This window comes from Sagittula marina (genome assembly GCF_014196795.1).
Classification (GTDB): domain Bacteria; phylum Pseudomonadota; class Alphaproteobacteria; order Rhodobacterales; family Rhodobacteraceae; genus Sagittula; species Sagittula marina.
Genome location: NZ_JACIEJ010000006.1, coordinates 293,696 through 310,231 on the forward strand (window position 1 = coordinate 293,696; position 16,536 = coordinate 310,231).

Here is a 16,536-nt window from a genome sequence, read left to right on the forward strand (position 1 = left end):
ACGTGGTCCGGGCAAGGGACGAAGAGGCGGCACGCGCCCCTTCGTAGTGTTTCAAAGCGGCCTTAGCCCCAGCAGCGGTCAGTGCCTTCTTGGACAGAGATCGACTCGACGCCATCGACGGGCTTGTCGGTGACGAGGTTCACGCCGGTGTCAAAGAAGTCCTTGCCTTCGGTCGGCTCGGGCTTGGTGCCGTCCTTGGCGTAGGCTGCGATGGCCTCGATGCCTTTGGAGGCCATGAGCATCGGATACTGCTGCGAAGTCGCACCGATCACACCGTCTGCGATGTTCGCGATACCGGGGCAGCCGCCGTCGACAGAAACGATCAGCACGTCGTTTTCACGACCGATGGCGCGCAGCGCCTCATAGGCACCCGCAGCGGCAGGCTCGTTGATGGTGTAGACCACGTTGATCATCGGATCCAACGCCAGCAGGTTTTCCATCGCGCGGCGGCCACCTTCTTCGTTGCCGGCGGTGACGTCGTTGCCGACGATGCGGTCATCTTCTTCGTCGCCCCATTTGTTCGGGTCGCCGAGGTCAATGCCAAAGCCCTGAAGGAAGCCCTGGTCGCGCAGGACGCCGACGGTCGGCTGTGACACGCCAAGGTCGAGCATGGCGATCTTGGCGTCGGCAGCGTCCTCACCCAGCGTGGCGGCGGCCCACTGGCCGATCAGCTCGCCGGCGAGGAAGTTGTCGGTGGCAAAGGTCGCGTCAGCGGCGTCAATCGGGTTGAGCGGCGTGTCCAGCGCGATCACCAGGATGCCCTGGTCACGGGCCTGCTGCACCGCGGGAACGATGGAGCCGGTGTCGGAGGCTGTCAGCAGGATGCCGCTTGCACCGTCCGCGATGCAGGTTTCAATCGCCTGCACCTGCGTCTGGTGGTCACCGTCGATGCGGCCGGCAAAGGTTTTCAGCGTGATGCCCAGCTCTTCGGCCTTGGCTGTCGCGCCTTCCTTCATCTTCACGAAGAAGGGGTTGGTATCTGTTTTTGTGATCAGGCACGCAGTGGTGTTGTGAGCTTCTGCCAGAGCGGCTGTGGACAGCGCGGCGGTGGTCAGCACAAGCGCCGAACCCATTAAGACTTTTTTCATGGTATCCTCCCAGAGTTCGCGGGGCCACTGCGCGACACCTCTTGGCCCAAAGACCCTCCTTGGCCTCTCAGCTTCACAAAAACTGATTCGGAGCCATCGGTCAACAATAAATAAATCAATCGCATTTATTATTGACAGCGCACCGAAATCCCGATGATGTTCCTGCCATTGCGTCTTGCCGCAAAGCCGAAAAAAATCGTTCTGCACTGCAATGTTACATGCTGCGGTGCAGAAGAGGGCGAGCAACAGGGGAGGGTAGGCGATGGGACGCCAGAACAACAAAGACGGCTCGCCCGAGGGTGACCCGGTCACCATGATCGAGGGGGCGCGCGGGTCCAACCAGTCCGGCGTGCGGGCGCATAACGAACGGTTGGTGCTCACCCTGATCCGCCAGGTGGGCCCTCTCGCCAAGGCCGAAATTGCCCGCATGACCGGGCTGTCCGCGCAGACCGTGTCGGTCATCATGCGCGGGTTGGAGGCCGACGGGCTGTTGCAGAAGGGTGAACCGGTGCGCGGCAAGGTGGGGCAGCCGTCCGTGCCCATGAGCCTGGCCAAAAGTGGCGCATATTTCCTTGGGCTGAAGGTGGGGCGGCGGAGCCTTGAGCTGATCCTGACCGACTTTTACGGTCACGTCGAAGGTCGCGTGCATCTGACACACAAATATCCGACTCCGGACAGCGTCGTGCAGTTTGCCAAGCAGTCGGTCGAGGAATTGCTGGGGGATCTGACCAAGACGCAACGCGCGCGCGTCGCGGGTCTGGGGATCGCGATCCCGTTTCGCCTGCACGACTGGGCCAAGCCGCTGGGGGTGAACCCGGAGGATATGGCCGACTGGCGTGAGCGCGATATCGCCACGGAGCTCGCCGATGCATGGGAGTTTCCGGTCTATCTGCGCAATGATGCGTCTGCGGCCTGCGGGGCCGAGCTGGTCTTTGGCGATCAGAGCCGTCCGCGTGATTTCTTGTATTTTTTCATAGGGTTCTTCATCGGCGGTGGCATGGTGATGGACAACACGCTGTACACTGGTCGCACCGGAAACGCTGCGGCGCTTGGCTCCATCCCGATCGGGATCGAGGGCAACGCGGTGCGGCAGTTGGTTGACGTGGCATCGCTTAACTCGCTTGAGGACATGATAAAGGCGGCCGGTGGCTCCGCCGACATGATCTGGGGCACGCCGCAAAGCTGGCGGCTGGACGCGGATGTTCTGGAAGCCTGGATGCAGGAGGCGGTCGAGGGGTTGGCCTACGCGACATTCTCCGCCGCCAGTATGATCGATTTCGAAACGGTGATGATCGACGGCTGGATGCCGCAAACTGTGAGGGCGGAGATCGTGAGGCGCACCGCTGCCCGGCTGGAAGAGATCAGCGTGGCAGGCATCGACATTCCCGAAGTTCGCCCCGGCACCATAGGTCATGATGCGCGGGCGCTGGGCGCGGCAAGCCTGCCGCTGTCGGACAGGTTTCTCGTGGACCGCAATGCGTTTCTGAAGGCGTGAGCGGTTAATCCTCTGGCGCAAGAGTTTCTGGTCAACCGCGCAGAGATGCGGGCCCGGCGCGGCCAGTTGAGCGGGAGACGGGAAGGGCGGTTTGCGGGCATGGGGGTAGCGCGTTGTACAAAAAGCTTGGATTTTGGCGTTAGACATGAAGGCGCTCAGCTGTGTTCATCCCAAGGTTAACACCTGTCTTGCGTCCAACGATTACCCGAGGGTCCCGGCGGGCAAGCGACTGCCAGTGATGTTCTGAACGGGCACGGGTCATTTGATACGGCCCAGCGGAAGGGCGCATAACTGGATGAATGCAGTTCCCAGATGCAAGAAAGCCCCCAAGGTTTCAAAACCTTAGGGGCTTTCCATGGTGCCCAGAAGAGGACTCGAACCTCCACGGCCTTGCGGCCACTGGCACCTGAAGCCAGCGCGTCTACCAATTCCGCCATCTGGGCACTGGAGTTGGTGGAGCGGTGTCTACGGTTAGTCTGCCGCACTGTCAACGCGGTTTTTCAAAAAAATGCAGCCCTGCGAAAATCGTTTCAACACCCTGCCGAACTCAATGAAAATCGCGTCAAACGGGCACCTTGCCACGAAACCCTCATGGGCCTAAACCCTACAACAAAGGTGCAAAGGAGAGGCGCATGTCCAAGCTCGTCACGATCTACGGCGGCTCCGGTTTCGTCGGTCGTTATATCGCGCGTCGCATGGCCAAAGATGGCTGGCGCGTGCGTGTTGCCGTCCGTCGCCCGAACGAGGCGCTGTTCGTCAAGCCCTACGGTGTCGTGGGGCAGGTCGAACCGGTGTTCTGCAATATTCGCGATGATGGATCGGTTCGCGCGGCCATGATGGGCGCGGATGCGGTTGTGAATTGCGTCGGCACATTTGATGCCGGCGGGAAGAACAATTTCGACGCCGTGCAAGACGCGGGAGCGACTCGCATCGCGCGCATCGCCTCTGAGCTGGGCGTGGGCGCGATGGTTCACCTCTCTGCGATTGGCGCAGATGCGGAGGCAGAGAGCGGCTACGCGGCCTCAAAGGGTAAGGGCGAGGCAGGCGTGCTCGAGCACATGCCGAATGCCATGATCCTGCGTCCCTCTGTGGTGTTCGGGCAGGAGGATGAATTCTTCAACCGGTTTGCCACCATGACGCGCTTCAGCCCCGTGCTGCCGATTGTTGGTGCGGAGACGAAGTTTCAGCCGGTCTATGTCGACGACGTGGCCCATGCCGCCTGCATGGGCATCAAGGGCCAGGCCTCGGGCATTTACGAGCTTGGTGGCCCTGACGTGCAAAGCTTCCGTGAATTGATGAAGGAAATGCTGGGCGTCATTCACCGGCGCAAGCTGATGCTGAATATTCCTTTTTTCGTGGCGCGTCCCATGGCCTGGGTCATGGGGGTTGTCGATACGCTGAGCCTTGGGTTGGTGCCGCAACAGATCAGTGGCGATCAGGTAAAGCAGTTGCGGCAGGACAATGTGGTCAGTGGCGAGCACAAGGGCTTCTCCGATCTCGGCATCCGGCCCACTGCCACGGAGGCGGTGCTGCCCGATTATCTGTGGCGCTTTCGTCCCTCCGGTCAGTACGACGCAATCAAGGAATCGGCCAAGAACCTGCGCGCGCACTGAGTTCCTTTATTACTGTATTGAAAAGCGGGCCATTGGCCCGCTTTTTCGTGTGATGGAGTCCGGTTCGTGTGTTGGAAACCGCGGGCGGACTTGATTGCAGGAGCTGCCGTCGACGGCGCTGATGCGCCAAGGTTGATCTGCACTGATCCGCAAAATAGGTCGGTCCTGTCGTGGAGTGTCACGGTTGCGGCCGATCTGGCGCAGACCTGTTCCAAGTGTTTGGAATAGTGACCCAGTCCGAGCGATGCATCGCGGGAAGCTTAGATACCATCTGTTTCCCGGGATTTCTGGCTGGCAGCGCTCCCGCGCGGTTGCAATGAAAGACGGTTGCAGCACGCATGGTCAGGGGGTTGATGTCCCGGGGGCGGGGCTGCAATGCGTCGTTCCAGAAATGACGTGTCCAAAGAATTCGCTTGTTCAAATCGTGGGGTGCGAGAGATGGCCAGGCCGACGACTCTTGGCGGGGAGCGTCTGAAAAATGCTGTTTTTTGGATATTTATGCGCCAACCACAAAACACTTGCTGCCAATGTACCATAAGCTCGCACAGTCAGACGGTTCGGGCTTTGAGCGCCAATGAAATACCCAATTTATTTCAATGTGTTGCGGGCGTCCTTTTCGGATGTAAGGCATAAGCATGCAGGGCGGCGGTCAAAAAAGGCTCGCGGTGCTAGCCCTGAAACATCCATACCCGTATTGGCCAGCCGCTATTCGTCCAACATCATTTCCATGAGTTTGTCGCCGTCGATCATGTTGAGATAGTCGGGTGCGGAGAAGGGACACAAGCCCTGAGGCAGGCGGGAGTTCTGGGCATGGGCCTCGGAGAACATCTCGACCGTGGCGGTCATCTGGCCATGACGTCTGCACAAGCCGTAGGCGCGGATCAGCAGCTCGATGACGGGGTCCCAGCGTGAGGCGCAGGCAAAATCCAGGCGCTGCAAGAAATCGACCTCAACGAGGTCGTCGACATCGATATCGGCGCGCTCGGCATAGGTATAGACGAGCTTGTTCAGTTCGTTCATCTCCGGATCCCTTGTTGGATCAGCGAACCTACCAAGGTGGATTTGCTCGAAATGAATGTGGGAGAGGAGATGGGCGATCTGCTCTTCGGAGTTCACATGACTGGCCAGAACCGGGACGCCTGACAAGATGAGTATCAACGGCCAATCCGGCTCCTTCATCAGTGCTTTGACACGGTCGAGGAGCTTCTCGTTGGACGTTTTTCCGGAGGTGAAGGCGTGCTGGTATTCGTCGTAGTAGAGGCCAATGACGCCCTGTTCGCGGCACTGGTGGCGAACCATGTTCCAGAGTTCCCTTGGGTGCGCCGGGGGTTCGCGGGGTAACCGAGTGCCTCAAGAGTCTTGTGACCCAGATCCTTCCAGCTGATCGACCCATCCAGCTTGCAGTAAAAGATCTTACCCGGCTTCCCATCGGGCATTTCCGTCATGCTGGCGTTGAATGCCTCTATGAGCCTGACTGTCTCGGAGGTTTTGCCGACCCGAGACTCCCCCGTCACCAGCAAGCCGCGTGCTTCGAAATGCCCGCCGATGGAGGCCTTGACGTAGTAGTCGTGCAGGCAGTTTTCGAAAGCTTCGCGGAGCTTTGCCGCGCGCGGGAAGGTATAGTGGCCACGCTGCAGAGCAACCGATGCGTTGACGCGGTTCTGGTCGATGAGGCCCATGGGTAGCCTTGTATTGCTGGATGTCGTTGAGATGGCGGTAGTTACGAGAACTCGCCCTTCTGGGCGGGGCGGCCGAGCCTGACAGGGGGTTCCGAAGACGGTTTCTCCGCCTTGGGCTTCGATGTCTTGGCTGGTAGTGCTGGCGTAGAGGTCGTCTCCACAGGCGCGTGATCGATGAGGCTTGCTCCGCCGAGTGGCAGGATCCCCGGGCCCGAGATCGCGGTGGCCAGAGTACTTGGGGCGACCGTGTCGACCGGCACGTGCGTGGTGACCAGCCGAGATGAGGCAAACAGGCTCTTGGCCATCTTGCGGGCTTCACCCACATTGACATAGCTCCTCGGCAGCCGTCGCTCGACGCCGATTTTCTTGAGCTGTTCATGTCTCTCGAGGCGAACCTTTGCGATCCCATCTTCATAGAGCGTTGTCACCTCGGGGTTTTCGCGCCGGTACTGCGTCATCAGCTCCAGGAATTCGGACACGGTCAGATCGGCGAAGACGGTCGTCTGGAGTGCCAGCCTGTATGGCTCCGGATCACGCGGAATCACTGCGGTTGCAAAGCTCAGATCGTCCGGATCGATATAAACGGTGACCTTGCCTTGGTGGTGTTCGCGGGCGGCCTGGAATTCGTCTGACGAATAGAAGAGGCCTTCGAGCACACGTACACGCTCATCGTCAGGCTGCAACTTGAAGGACCAGCCCAGATGGTTACGACGGAGATCTTCATCCAAAAGACGAAACGTCTCCCTGGTCTCATTCAGTTCTTGATAGACCTCTGCTGGGCGGCGTCCGCCCATACCGACGCCCATGTGTTTCAGGGACGGGTACTCGTCGATGAAAAACTTGGTCAGGATTTCATAGAGGAAGTCAATATCCAGCACGCCCGATGCCTTCGCGTCATATCCGGGCAGTTCTCCAGCCTTCCGTCCGGTGTAGCCATGAAGCAGTTTCAACAAGATGGGCTCGGTTGTGCCGAACATGCGCTCGACGTAGGGCTTGTCTGCCGACGCGTGGGTCCGCACATCGGTATTCGCCGATGCGATCCCCATGAGCGCGGACTTGACCTCGGCGTTCCGCAGACCGGTGCCGTTGTCGTTGCGCACCATGCCGAGCCCCATGGCCGGCATAGTCTCGCCCTCGCAACCGTAGATGCGCCTCTCGCGGGTCTTGTCGCGCGTTGCCATCCGCAGCAGCTGCATCGTGGCTTCCGCTTTTGGCTGGTCGCTGACAGCCCAGGCCAGCGGCATGCGTGTTGCGACTTCGATCATGACAAAGATGCTGAGGCGGCTGCGGATCTCCTCATCCGCCCATTCCATAGCCTTCTTCATATCTTCAGACAGCGTATGCCAATAGCCTTTGGCCTTGGCCCCGGTGATGAGCGGGGAGAGCTGCCGCTTCTCGGCCTCACGCAGAACGAGTTCATTGATTTGTTCCTGGGTGGGAGACGGGACACTGACGATGCGGATCCGCGACAGAAGCGGTTCCGGCAGGCCGCGCAGGCTATTCGAGGTAAAGACCCAGTTGATGAACGACATGTCGAACTGGTTCTGGAAATAGGGGCAGGTCCACCGGCTTGCAGTCAGGTCTTCGAGCAGCGGCAGGAGGGCATTGGGAAGACTGAAAGCCCGTCCCTTGTCGGACATGACCGAGCCAGATTTTTCTATTTCGTCGATGATGACGAGCGGATTTGCAATCTGCCGTTTCAGCATCAAGCTCACGAGCCTGCGGGGGCCGGCATTTGACCAGCCGCGTTGACTTCCGACGAGCCCGAAACTGGCATTCTCCCCGGTGGCATCCACGATCATATCCGGCGTTTCCAGAAGCTGCGCGAGACGCCGTGCCCAAGCGCTTTTGCCGATGCCCGGCGGGCCATCGAGAAGAATTGGCGCAAACCGGGCGCCGGGCATGCCTTCTTCCAGGTTATGATGAAGGCTGCGCCAAACAAGGGTTGTCGCTTCCGCGACCCAGGGAAACTCCGCATGAAGCGCCGCTGCGATCTCGTCAATATGATGCGCAGAGCGCAGGTCGAATACATCGGCGCCGTCTCGGCATCCTTCCAGCATCGCGCGGTCTTCTCTTGAAAGTCTGGTTGGCTCGACGTCCTTCAGATGGTTACGATGGATCTTCTGCGCCCACCGCCGGATCCGGATCTCGAGCGATTTCGGGAGCTCATTCTGCGGATAGCGCCATAGTTCGTTGTGGGCAGCGCGCTCTTCCTGGGGAATGCTTTCGGAAATCTACCGCTTGTCCAGCAAGGCGGTGTAGAATTCCTTGAGGCGCTTGATGATGGCGGCCTCGTCGAGTGCCGGATCGGGCTGCTGGCTCAGGATGAAGCGGATTTTGGGCATGAATGGGGCTTTCGTCATAGCTCCGCCAGCCGCCATGATGACGGACATGCGGGCAGAGCCTCGGTTTGGAAGGAAGACTGAGTTTGCTGTGCGTCGAACATCTCTCTGAGCCGGAGGCTGGCCGGCCAGGACGAATTCAGCGTCAGCTAAGGGTATGTAGCGCAGGTATCATCGGGCACTCGCAGAGGACAGACATGGGATAGACGCACCATTCCATCGGGAGTGGACGATTATTCGGCGAGCCCATGCCATAGCGCCCGAACTACCGCAAGTTATTCTAAGTAGCTGATATTAGGTAAAAAATTGGTTCATTTTTTCGCAAATGCGAGATCGCCTGACCGGCAGGTGTCCTGGGCGGTGGCCGCACTTCGACAAGAGCGTGAGCCATGCAGCCCACTAATTTTTATTGCCGCGCTGCTGCAAACCTGACCGATGTTGCAGGTCCCGTAGGGGCCGTTCGGCATGCCGCCCATGAATGATTGATCAGCGATGCCATTGATACCTGGCCTGGCCAGGTAGGAAGAACCTTCACGATTGCTCACCTTGCAGCCTGATTGGCGCATTGCAGCACTGACAGACTTGACGCTTCGCCTTCAGCTCCTCGAGGAGATGCAGTGGCGCACTTTCGACAAACCTCTTGACCCGTTCAGGGTCGACATGGGCCCGACGGACACAATCCCGGTAGACGAGCCAGCAATGGATGGACCCTACGAAGCTGATCGCCATGCCAGCTATGCAGATCAACGGACCGATCATGCGCTTCCCTTTCTGACTGAGGATGCCGTCTTACTGAGAGCGTGCCTTAGGAAAACTACTCGCGGCAGCACGGGGCAGGGTCAAGCTTGCGTAGTTGGTGTGAGTCTGGCTGAGGCTCGCATTCCAAAGGGCTCACGGCCATCGCAACGTCCAAAAGAAAATGCTTTTCCATCTTCAACTTACGTGTGCCGTGTGTTCACATTGAAATGCAACGGCTCGCGAGAGGAGGGCCATAGCGAAAATGTGTTGCTCAAACGCAGAGAAGAATGGTCGTGCGTACAACAAAACGACAGGCAGACGCGACTCCGTACGCGGCATCACTGATCGAAGGTATGAGGGATTTCGGGTATACGTTGGAAACTGCAATGGCAGATGTCATCGACAATTCGGTGACTGCCAAGGCGACCAAGGTCGAAATTCTCGCAGAAACGGCGACAGATGAACCGTGGATCGCAATCGTCGACAACGGGACAGGCATGACCGAACCCGAGTTGATTGAAGCAATGCGGCCTGGGACGAAAAATCCGCTTCAGGAACGCGAAGGTCATGATCTCGGACGGTTCGGGTTGGGCTTGAAGAGCGCGAGCTTTTCGCAATGCCGCCAGTTGACCGTGATCTCCAGGAAGGATGGTCATACATCTGGCGCCACATGGGATCTCGACAAGGTTGCGGAGAGCAATGACTGGCGCGTAGACCTCGAGGATGACCTGACAGACATACCCGCTGCGGACAGGCTGCCGAATGCCGGGACCATTGTGCTTTGGCGCAAGCTGGATCGGCTCTCGACGAACTTTCGCAATGATGTTGCAAAGCGCTCAGCTGAAATCAACAAGGCCATTTCGGGTGCGGAGCGCCACTTGCGGCTCTGCTTCCATCGCTACATGGAGGGCAGCAAACCCGCTCTGCGGATACTGCTGAACGACCGAAAGCTCTTGCCGATAGACCCCTTTGCGACGGATCACCCGGCAACGCAGATGGATCCCGAAGATTTCTTGCCGCTGCTCAACGGCGAAGTGGTCACCCAGTGCTTCACGCTTCCCCATCACAAAAAGATGTCGAAGACGGCTTGGGAAGACCTCGGTGGCCCCGAAGGCCATCTAAGGTCCCAAGGCTTCTACATCTATCGTGAGCGCCGTCTCATCATCGCCGGCAGTTGGCTGGGCCTCGCACGGCAGACAGAACTGACGAAACTGGCAAGGGTGCGTGTCGACATCCCGAACACCATGGACTCGGACTGGAAGATCGACGTCCGCAAGGCATCGGCCCAGATGCCGCCAGTTGTGCGCGAACGTCTGCGGAAAATCGTTGAACGGCTCCAAGGAACTTCGAAGCGAACCTACCAGCGCCGGGGGCGAAAGCTCGTGTCCGATGAGTATCTCCCGCTCTGGAACCGCGTCCAGAAGAATGGTGGCATCGTCTACCGCCCCAATGTCGAGCACCCCTCGATCACCGGTTTCGCCGCCGCGCTGCCTGAAGATTTTCGGCATGGGTTCCGGACCTGCATCATTCTTCTGGGCAGCGGCTTGCCCATTGCTGCATTGCATGCGGACATGCTGGGCGGCGCCGAGGATGTGACGCAAGACGCGGCAGATTTCGCGGATTTCGCCGACTCGGCCGAGATCGCCATCAGGGCGTTGCTGCATTCGAACATGACAGGAAATGACGTGGCGCGAGCTCTATGCTCGACCGAGCCGTTCATCCACCACAAGGACGCGATTCGACGGCTTGTCGAAGAAATACAGGGAGAACCCTCGTGACCGCAGAGCTCAAGCATCTTGATGATGTCGTTTCGCAATCACTGGCGCATCAGCGCAAAAGCGGCACCGAACTGCGGATGTTCATAACTACGATGAACGGGGCGTTGAACGTGAATGCCGGGCCGGATGCCCTCGAGCAGCTCGCACGTGACATTGAGGAGCGTTTCGGCATCACCATGGGGCTCGGGGCGATGGTCGATGACGAGAGCTTTCGACCTTGGTTGGACGAGGCCAAGGCGTCCATCGACCCGTTCTACTGGGACCGTTACAAAAAGCTGCTGCACAAGAACGGCCTGCCACAAGACGTCATCACCACCACTGACGAACTGACTGACCGCATCCTCGGTCGCTTGGGCAATCCGGGACTCGACGAGAAATGGGATCGCCGGGGGATGGTTGTCGGTCACGTCCAGAGCGGCAAGACGGCGAACTACACCGGCTTGATCTGCAAGGCGGCGGACGCAGGTTACCGTTTGATCGTCGTGATCGCGGGCATCCACAACAATCTGCGCAACCAAACCCAGGAACGGATCGACGAAGGCTTCATCGGTCGTGATACCGGGCGGCTGGCAACGCAGGGCAAGAAGGGCAACCGCGCCATTGGTGTCGGACTGTTTGATGACCGCCATGTCCCGGTTGGCTTGACGAATACACTCGCCGACTTCCGAAAGGACACGGCGTCCACCAACACCAGCCAGATCGATTCCTACAAGGTACCGGTGGTTCTGGTCATCAAGAAGAACCACAACACGCTCCGCAACCTGCTGGACTGGCTGCGCGAGAACAGTGCCAGGGGCGACGATCAGATGATCGACCAGCCGATGCTGCTGATCGATGACGAGGCCGACAACGCTTCGATCAACACGAAGTACTCGAAGGACGAGATTACCAAGATTAACGGGCAGATCCGGGATCTACTGAACATGTTTCACCGCAGCTGTTACGTCGGCTACACCGCGACGCCCTTCGCCAACATTTTCGTCGACCCGGACCAGTATGACGAAGCGCTCAAGGAAGATCTCTTCCCGAAGCACTTCATCGTGGGGCTGGATGCACCGTCAAACTACTTCGGCGCGAAGAAGATTTTCATCGACGGAATTCCCGATGATGGCGACCCTGTCTGGCTGCGCTACATTACTGACAACGAAGACGTTCTGCCGATGAAGCACCGCATCGACCAGACGGTCGATGAATTGCCTGAAAGCCTGAAGGAGGCCGTGCGAGCGTTTCTGATCGCGCGGACAATCCGGAATCTGCGCGGCCAGGCCTCGAAACACTGCTCGATGCTGGTGAATGCGAGCCGCTTCACGAAGGTGCAGGGGCTGCTGCGGAACCGGTTACACCAATACGTCGGCGGCATTCAGGACACGCTGCGTGTCAACGGTGCGCGCGGTGAAGCTGCATTGCGCGACGCGATGATTGCGGATCTGCATGAGACTTGGGAGAGGGAGTATTTCGACGCCGAGCCGGACTGGTCCAAGGTGCTTGCGGCCATGCTTGAAGCGGTCGCGGCGGCGAAGGTCGTTGAGGTGAACAGCCGCGCCAACGGCCTCGACTATACCGGCGAGTCCAACGTTGGCCAGACAGTCATTGCCGTTGGCGGCTTCTCGCTCTCGCGGGGCCTCACGCTCGAAGGCCTGACGGTCACCTGGTTCCTCCGCAACACCATGATGTATGACACGCTGATGCAGATGGGCCGATGGTTCGGTTATCGTGGCGGCTACGAGGATCTGTGCCGCATCTGGATGCCCTCTGACGCGATCGACTGGTATGCTCACATCGCCGAAGCGAGCGAGGAACTGCATCTCGAGTTGAAGAAGATGGAGAAGGCCAAGGCGACGCCTTCCGACTTCGGCTTGGCCGTGCGCAGCCACCCGGCATCGCTCTTGGTGACTGCCCGCAACAAAATGGGGTCAGGCCAGAAACACATCCTGATCGGCCTGTCCAACGCCTGGGTTGAGACCGCAAAGATCACGGCCAAGCCAAAGGAACTTGCAGCGAACCATGAAGCCGCTGTGCGCCTGCTGGAGGGCATGGCCGCGCGAGGACTTGGACCGGCGGCAGCTGACAAGGTGAACGGTGGGCATCTTCTGAAGGACGTGCCGGTCGAAGTGATCGACCAGTTTCTGCTCGCTTGGCGCAACCATGAACAAGCCTTCCTGACCCAACCCGGGCCGGTTCGTGGCTACATACACGATCGGCAAGATGACGAACTGAAAGAGTGGGACGTTCTTGTCACCGACGTGAAGAGCGAAGCCGACAACTTTGATATTGGCGGCTGGACCGTCGGACCGCAGATGCGCCGTATCGGTTACGCCGACCTCGGCGATCATCTTCTGTCCATGAGTGGCAAGCGCGCCCGCATTGCTTCCCGTGGCGTAGAGCGTATCGGGGTCGATGAGGAAAAGGCCAAGCAAGCTGAAGCAGCATATCTGGCCGCTGAGAAACTCGATGGAACGGACGAGGAAAAGCGCCCGTCATTCCCAGACCGGATCTATCGCCAGGTCCGCGACAAGCCACTGTTCGTGCTTCATGTCGTGCAGGTTCGCCAGCCTGAGGAAAAGGACATTGATCAGTTGCGTGACAAGAGCGTGCTCGACCGGCTGCCCGAGCGTCCCGTGATCGGTTGGAGCATCAGCCTTCCCCCGTCCGCCAAACCGAATGATCGGGTGGAATACATCATCAACATGGTGAAGTTCCGCGAAATCTACGGCACCGAAGAGGATGACGATGGCGCATATGAGGACGATTGAGAGACCGTGGGCCAGCCTCGCCGAGAACGAGGCACGGCGTGTCGACAGCAAGGGGCGGTTCGACTTCTTCTGGGTGAGGATGCATGACGGGGCTCCAGGCTTGGTGCTGCGCCTCTCGGCCGGCGTCGAAGAGGTGCGCCCATTGCCGAAGCTCAAGCATGTCGGCGTTTTCTACCGGGTCGTCGAGGGCGCCAACCACCTTTGCATCACGCTGTCCGAATTCGCCCATATCGACCTTTTCGAAACACTTTGTCGGGACGTGGTTTCAGCGGGCGAAGAGGCCGCCGATCTCCAAGGGGCACTCGGCCGCGCCGTTCGGCGGGCCATGCGCTGGCACCATCTTCTGCGGGGGGGCAAGCAGGGAATGCCGCTGGAAGTGCAACGTGGCCTGGTCGGCGAACTTGCATTCCTGCGCGAGCTCGTCGCTGTCATCGGTCCGAGCAAGGCGGTGGAAGCCTGGAAGGGGCCGGATGACAGCGCGAAGGACTTCGAGCTTCCTGGCATGTTCTTCGAAGTCAAGGCGCGGAGGAGCGCGGCCCATCCGAAGATCCGGATTTCGTCCGAGGTCCAACTGATGGACATCGTCGGAGCCCAGCTGTTCCTTCGCGTCCAGGATGTGGACACCGCACTGGATGCCGTGGGTGACAACCTGAAGGATCATGTGGACAGAACGGCGAAGCTGCTCGAAGATGATGTTGCAGCGCTGGACGTGTGGGAGCAGCGCATCGCCGAAAGCCCCTATGCGGAAGACGCCGTCGAACCGGAACGTCGCTGGCACCTCGGAGCGGCACGGCTGTTTCAGGTCGTCGAGGGCTTCCCGAGGATCGTCCCGCCGCTGCCGGCAGGGACCGAAGAACTGGCTTATTCAATACGCCTTGATGCCTGCACCGGCTTCGAGACCACAACAGATTTGAAGACATTGCTATTGGGGGAGACACGGGATGTCGGAGCTTGAGGAATTCCATCAGAGTCTCATCGCGGAGGTCCAAGGTGACGCCGATGCGATGGGGGCCTACGTCCAGGAAGCCTTCTTCGAAAAGGTTGGAGAGATCCTCAACGAAGCCGGCGAGATCGAGGAAGCCGACTACTGCCATTTCGCTGGCAAGCGGGGGAGGGTCACTTTGCAGGTCAGCGGTTACAGCGGAGATCCACGTGACACCAACGGTGAGCTTGCACTGATCCTGACAGACTTCCAGATTACGCCGAAGGTTCGAAAAACTGATGGCAAGCACCTGCAAACGCAGTTTTCGAAATTGGTGGAGTTCCTGAGACACTCGAGGACGGAGCAATTCCTCGATGATCTGGAAGAAACCAGCAATGCCGCGCAACTGGTCGAGCTCATCCAGACCCGGTGGCCGCTCATCGAAAAGATCAAACTGATCTATGTCACAAATTCGGACAACCGGGCGAAGGCGGACGCCAAACCTGCAGGTGAAATTGGCGGCAAGCCCGTCACTTACAGTTCGTGGGACCTGAAACGCCTTCAGGCATACTTCGAACAGGGCAGAGCCCGCGAAGATCTGACGATTGATTTCGCCGGAGAATTCGGTGGTGCAGTGCCGGTTCTCCGGGCGTCCGGGGCGGATACGTCACTCGAAAGCTATCTCGCGGTCATTCCGGGTGCGCAGCTTGCCCAGATTTACGATCGATGGGGTGCCCGTCTGCTGGAAGCCAACGTGAGGAGCTTCCTTCAGGCGCGCGGCAAGGTGAACAGAGGCATCAGGGACACCATCAAGGATGATCCCCAGATGTTTTTTGCCTATAACAACGGGCTATCCGCCACAGCCGAAAACGTCATCTGCGAGAAGACCGAAGACGGTCTAGTGATTACTCGCGCCGAAAACCTTCAGATCGTAAATGGAGGTCAGACTACAGCCTCGATCCATGCTGCCCGCAAGCTGGCTGGCGAAGGTCTGAAAGACATCTATGTCCAGATGAAACTGAATGTCGTTCCTCCGACACTGGCACCGACGGTGGTCCCGCAGATCTCGGAATTCGCCAACAGCCAGAACAAGGTCAACGCCGCGGACTTCTTTGCCAACCACCCGTTTCACATTCGCATTGAAGAACTATCTCGGAGGATCCTCGCGCCGGCTGGAGCAGATGGATACCGGGAGACCAAATGGTTCTACGAACGGGCACGCGGTCAGTTCGCAGACGAACGCGCCAAGAAGACCTCCGCTCAGAGAAACAAATGGGATGCCGAATTCCCGAAGTCGCAGTTCTTCACCAAGACCGACCTGGCCAAGTTCGAGAACTCATGGAGCGGGCGTCCTGAAGAAGTCTCAAAGGGGGCTCAGAAGAACTTCGCGGAGTTCGCCAAGGTGATCCAGAAAGTCTGGGGCAAGAGTGGTGCCCGGGTGGACGAAGTCTGGTATCGTCAATTGATTGCGAAGGCCATCATCTTCCGCAGGCTGGAAAAACTGGTCTCGGCACAGGAATGGTATGAAGGTGGCTACCGGGCGAACATCGTCACCTATGCCATAGCAAAGGTCGCGCACGACGCCGAAGCCGCAGAGAAGCAAGTCGATCTCCAACGGGTCTGGCGCATGCAGACCGTACCACCCACCTTGGAAGAGGCGCTGCTGGTCGCCGCCGCCGAAGCACAGAGCCTGATCACCAGCCCGCCGGAAGGCATCCGGAACATGAGCGAATGGGCCAAGAAGCAGGCCTGCTGGGAGCGTTTCAGGAAAACGAAGCTGGATTACCCGGAAGACTTCAAGGGAATGCTGATAGCTCCCGAGGAAGCGCGCAGTGAGGACGACGCGATCAAGGATGACGTCGAATTGAACAAGAGCGTCGAGGATCAAACTCGGGTGTTCGAACTCGGGTCGAAGTTCTGGGACGAAGCGCGAAACTGGGGGCGGAGCCACAAGCTTTTGACTCCCATGGAATATCAGGTCTTGGGAATCTGCGCGAAAATTCCTGACCGTATCCCCACCGAGAACCAGACCGCAGTTGCAATCAAGGCGCTCGCCAAGCTGGAGCGCAAGGGCTTCGGTATCACTGAAGAGGCGACAGCGGCCGAGTGATCAGCCTTCGTCGCATCG

10 protein-coding genes and 1 tRNA gene are annotated in these 16,536 nt (G+C 59.0%); 6 read left to right on the plus strand and 5 right to left on the minus strand.

Features of this window, described 5'->3' with window-relative positions:
* Window positions 1-62 precede the first annotated feature (62 nt).
* A complete protein-coding gene (locus GGQ68_RS13845; RefSeq protein WP_183966960.1) occupies window positions 63-1,088 on the minus strand; it encodes a sugar ABC transporter substrate-binding protein in 1,026 nt (341 codons plus the stop codon).
* A 262-nt stretch (window positions 1,089-1,350) separates the two neighbouring features.
* On the opposite strand from GGQ68_RS13845, the gene GGQ68_RS13850 reads away from it, so the two are divergent.
* On the plus strand, window positions 1,351-2,583 hold the full coding sequence (locus tag GGQ68_RS13850) for an ROK family transcriptional regulator (RefSeq protein ID WP_425502980.1): 1,233 nt from the start codon (window positions 1,351-1,353) through the stop codon (window positions 2,581-2,583).
* Between the two features lie 356 nt (window positions 2,584-2,939).
* Here the strand turns inward: GGQ68_RS13850 and GGQ68_RS13855 are convergent.
* A tRNA-Leu gene (locus tag GGQ68_RS13855) sits at window positions 2,940-3,026 on the minus strand.
* Window positions 3,027-3,215: 189 nt separating this feature from the next.
* Between GGQ68_RS13855 and GGQ68_RS13860 the strand changes: the two genes are divergently transcribed.
* Window positions 3,216-4,196 carry a complex I NDUFA9 subunit family protein gene (locus GGQ68_RS13860; protein WP_183966962.1) on the plus strand — a complete coding sequence of 327 codons (981 nt, stop codon included), beginning with the start codon at window positions 3,216-3,218 and terminating at the stop codon, window positions 4,194-4,196.
* Window positions 4,197-4,901: 705 nt separating this feature from the next.
* Here the strand turns inward: GGQ68_RS13860 and GGQ68_RS13865 are convergent.
* From GGQ68_RS13865 to GGQ68_RS24595, 3 genes are all read right to left on the minus strand, one after another.
* On the minus strand, window positions 4,902-5,495 hold the full coding sequence (locus tag GGQ68_RS13865) for a hypothetical protein (protein WP_183966964.1): 594 nt from the start codon (window positions 5,493-5,495) through the stop codon (window positions 4,902-4,904).
* Between the two features lie 421 nt (window positions 5,496-5,916).
* Window positions 5,917-7,935: an AAA family ATPase gene (locus GGQ68_RS13870; RefSeq protein ID WP_183966966.1), complete on the minus strand. Its 2,019-nt coding sequence runs from the start codon at window positions 7,933-7,935 to the stop codon at window positions 5,917-5,919.
* Window positions 7,936-8,109: 174 nt separating this feature from the next.
* On the minus strand, window positions 8,110-8,238 hold the full coding sequence (locus tag GGQ68_RS24595) for a hypothetical protein (RefSeq protein WP_281374809.1): 129 nt from the start codon (window positions 8,236-8,238) through the stop codon (window positions 8,110-8,112).
* Between the two features lie 1,070 nt (window positions 8,239-9,308).
* On the opposite strand from GGQ68_RS24595, the gene GGQ68_RS13875 reads away from it, so the two are divergent.
* From GGQ68_RS13875 to GGQ68_RS13890, 4 genes are read left to right on the plus strand one after another with little or no spacing between them, the layout of a single operon-like run.
* A complete protein-coding gene (locus GGQ68_RS13875) occupies window positions 9,309-10,733 on the plus strand; it encodes an ATP-binding protein (RefSeq protein ID WP_281374810.1) in 1,425 nt (474 codons plus the stop codon).
* Window positions 10,730-13,486, plus strand: coding sequence for a Z1 domain-containing protein (locus tag GGQ68_RS13880; RefSeq protein ID WP_183966968.1), 2,757 nt, complete (start codon window positions 10,730-10,732; stop codon window positions 13,484-13,486). The genes GGQ68_RS13875 and GGQ68_RS13880 overlap by 4 nt, the downstream gene beginning before the upstream one ends.
* Window positions 13,473-14,441: a PD-(D/E)XK motif protein gene (locus GGQ68_RS13885; protein WP_183966969.1), complete on the plus strand. Its 969-nt coding sequence runs from the start codon at window positions 13,473-13,475 to the stop codon at window positions 14,439-14,441. The genes GGQ68_RS13880 and GGQ68_RS13885 overlap by 14 nt, the downstream gene beginning before the upstream one ends.
* Entirely contained in the window at window positions 14,428-16,518 is a 2,091-nt protein-coding gene (locus GGQ68_RS13890; protein WP_183966970.1) for an AIPR family protein, read from the plus strand. The genes GGQ68_RS13885 and GGQ68_RS13890 overlap by 14 nt, the downstream gene beginning before the upstream one ends.
* Window positions 16,519-16,536 lie beyond the last annotated feature (18 nt).

Excerpts from the sequence above, each read along its gene's own strand:
- GGQ68_RS13845 (WP_183966960.1), bottom strand. The coding sequence starts at position 1,088 with ATGAAAAAAGTCTTAATGGGTTCGGCGCTTGTGCTGACCACCGCCGCG.
- GGQ68_RS13850 (WP_425502980.1), top strand. The coding sequence starts at position 1,351 with ATGGGACGCCAGAACAACAAAGACGGCTCGCCCGAGGGTGACCCGGTC.
- GGQ68_RS13860 (WP_183966962.1), top strand. The coding sequence starts at position 3,216 with ATGTCCAAGCTCGTCACGATCTACGGCGGCTCCGGTTTCGTCGGTCGT.
- GGQ68_RS13865 (WP_183966964.1), bottom strand. The coding sequence starts at position 5,495 with ATGGTTCGCCACCAGTGCCGCGAACAGGGCGTCATTGGCCTCTACTAC.
- GGQ68_RS13870 (WP_183966966.1), bottom strand. The coding sequence starts at position 7,935 with ATGCTGGAAGGATGCCGAGACGGCGCCGATGTATTCGACCTGCGCTCT.
- GGQ68_RS24595 (WP_281374809.1), bottom strand. The coding sequence starts at position 8,238 with ATGACGAAAGCCCCATTCATGCCCAAAATCCGCTTCATCCTGAGCCAG.
- GGQ68_RS13875 (WP_281374810.1), top strand. The coding sequence starts at position 9,309 with ATGAGGGATTTCGGGTATACGTTGGAAACTGCAATGGCAGATGTCATC.
- GGQ68_RS13885 (WP_183966969.1), top strand. The coding sequence starts at position 13,473 with ATGAGGACGATTGAGAGACCGTGGGCCAGCCTCGCCGAGAACGAGGCA.
- GGQ68_RS13890 (WP_183966970.1), top strand. The coding sequence starts at position 14,428 with ATGTCGGAGCTTGAGGAATTCCATCAGAGTCTCATCGCGGAGGTCCAA.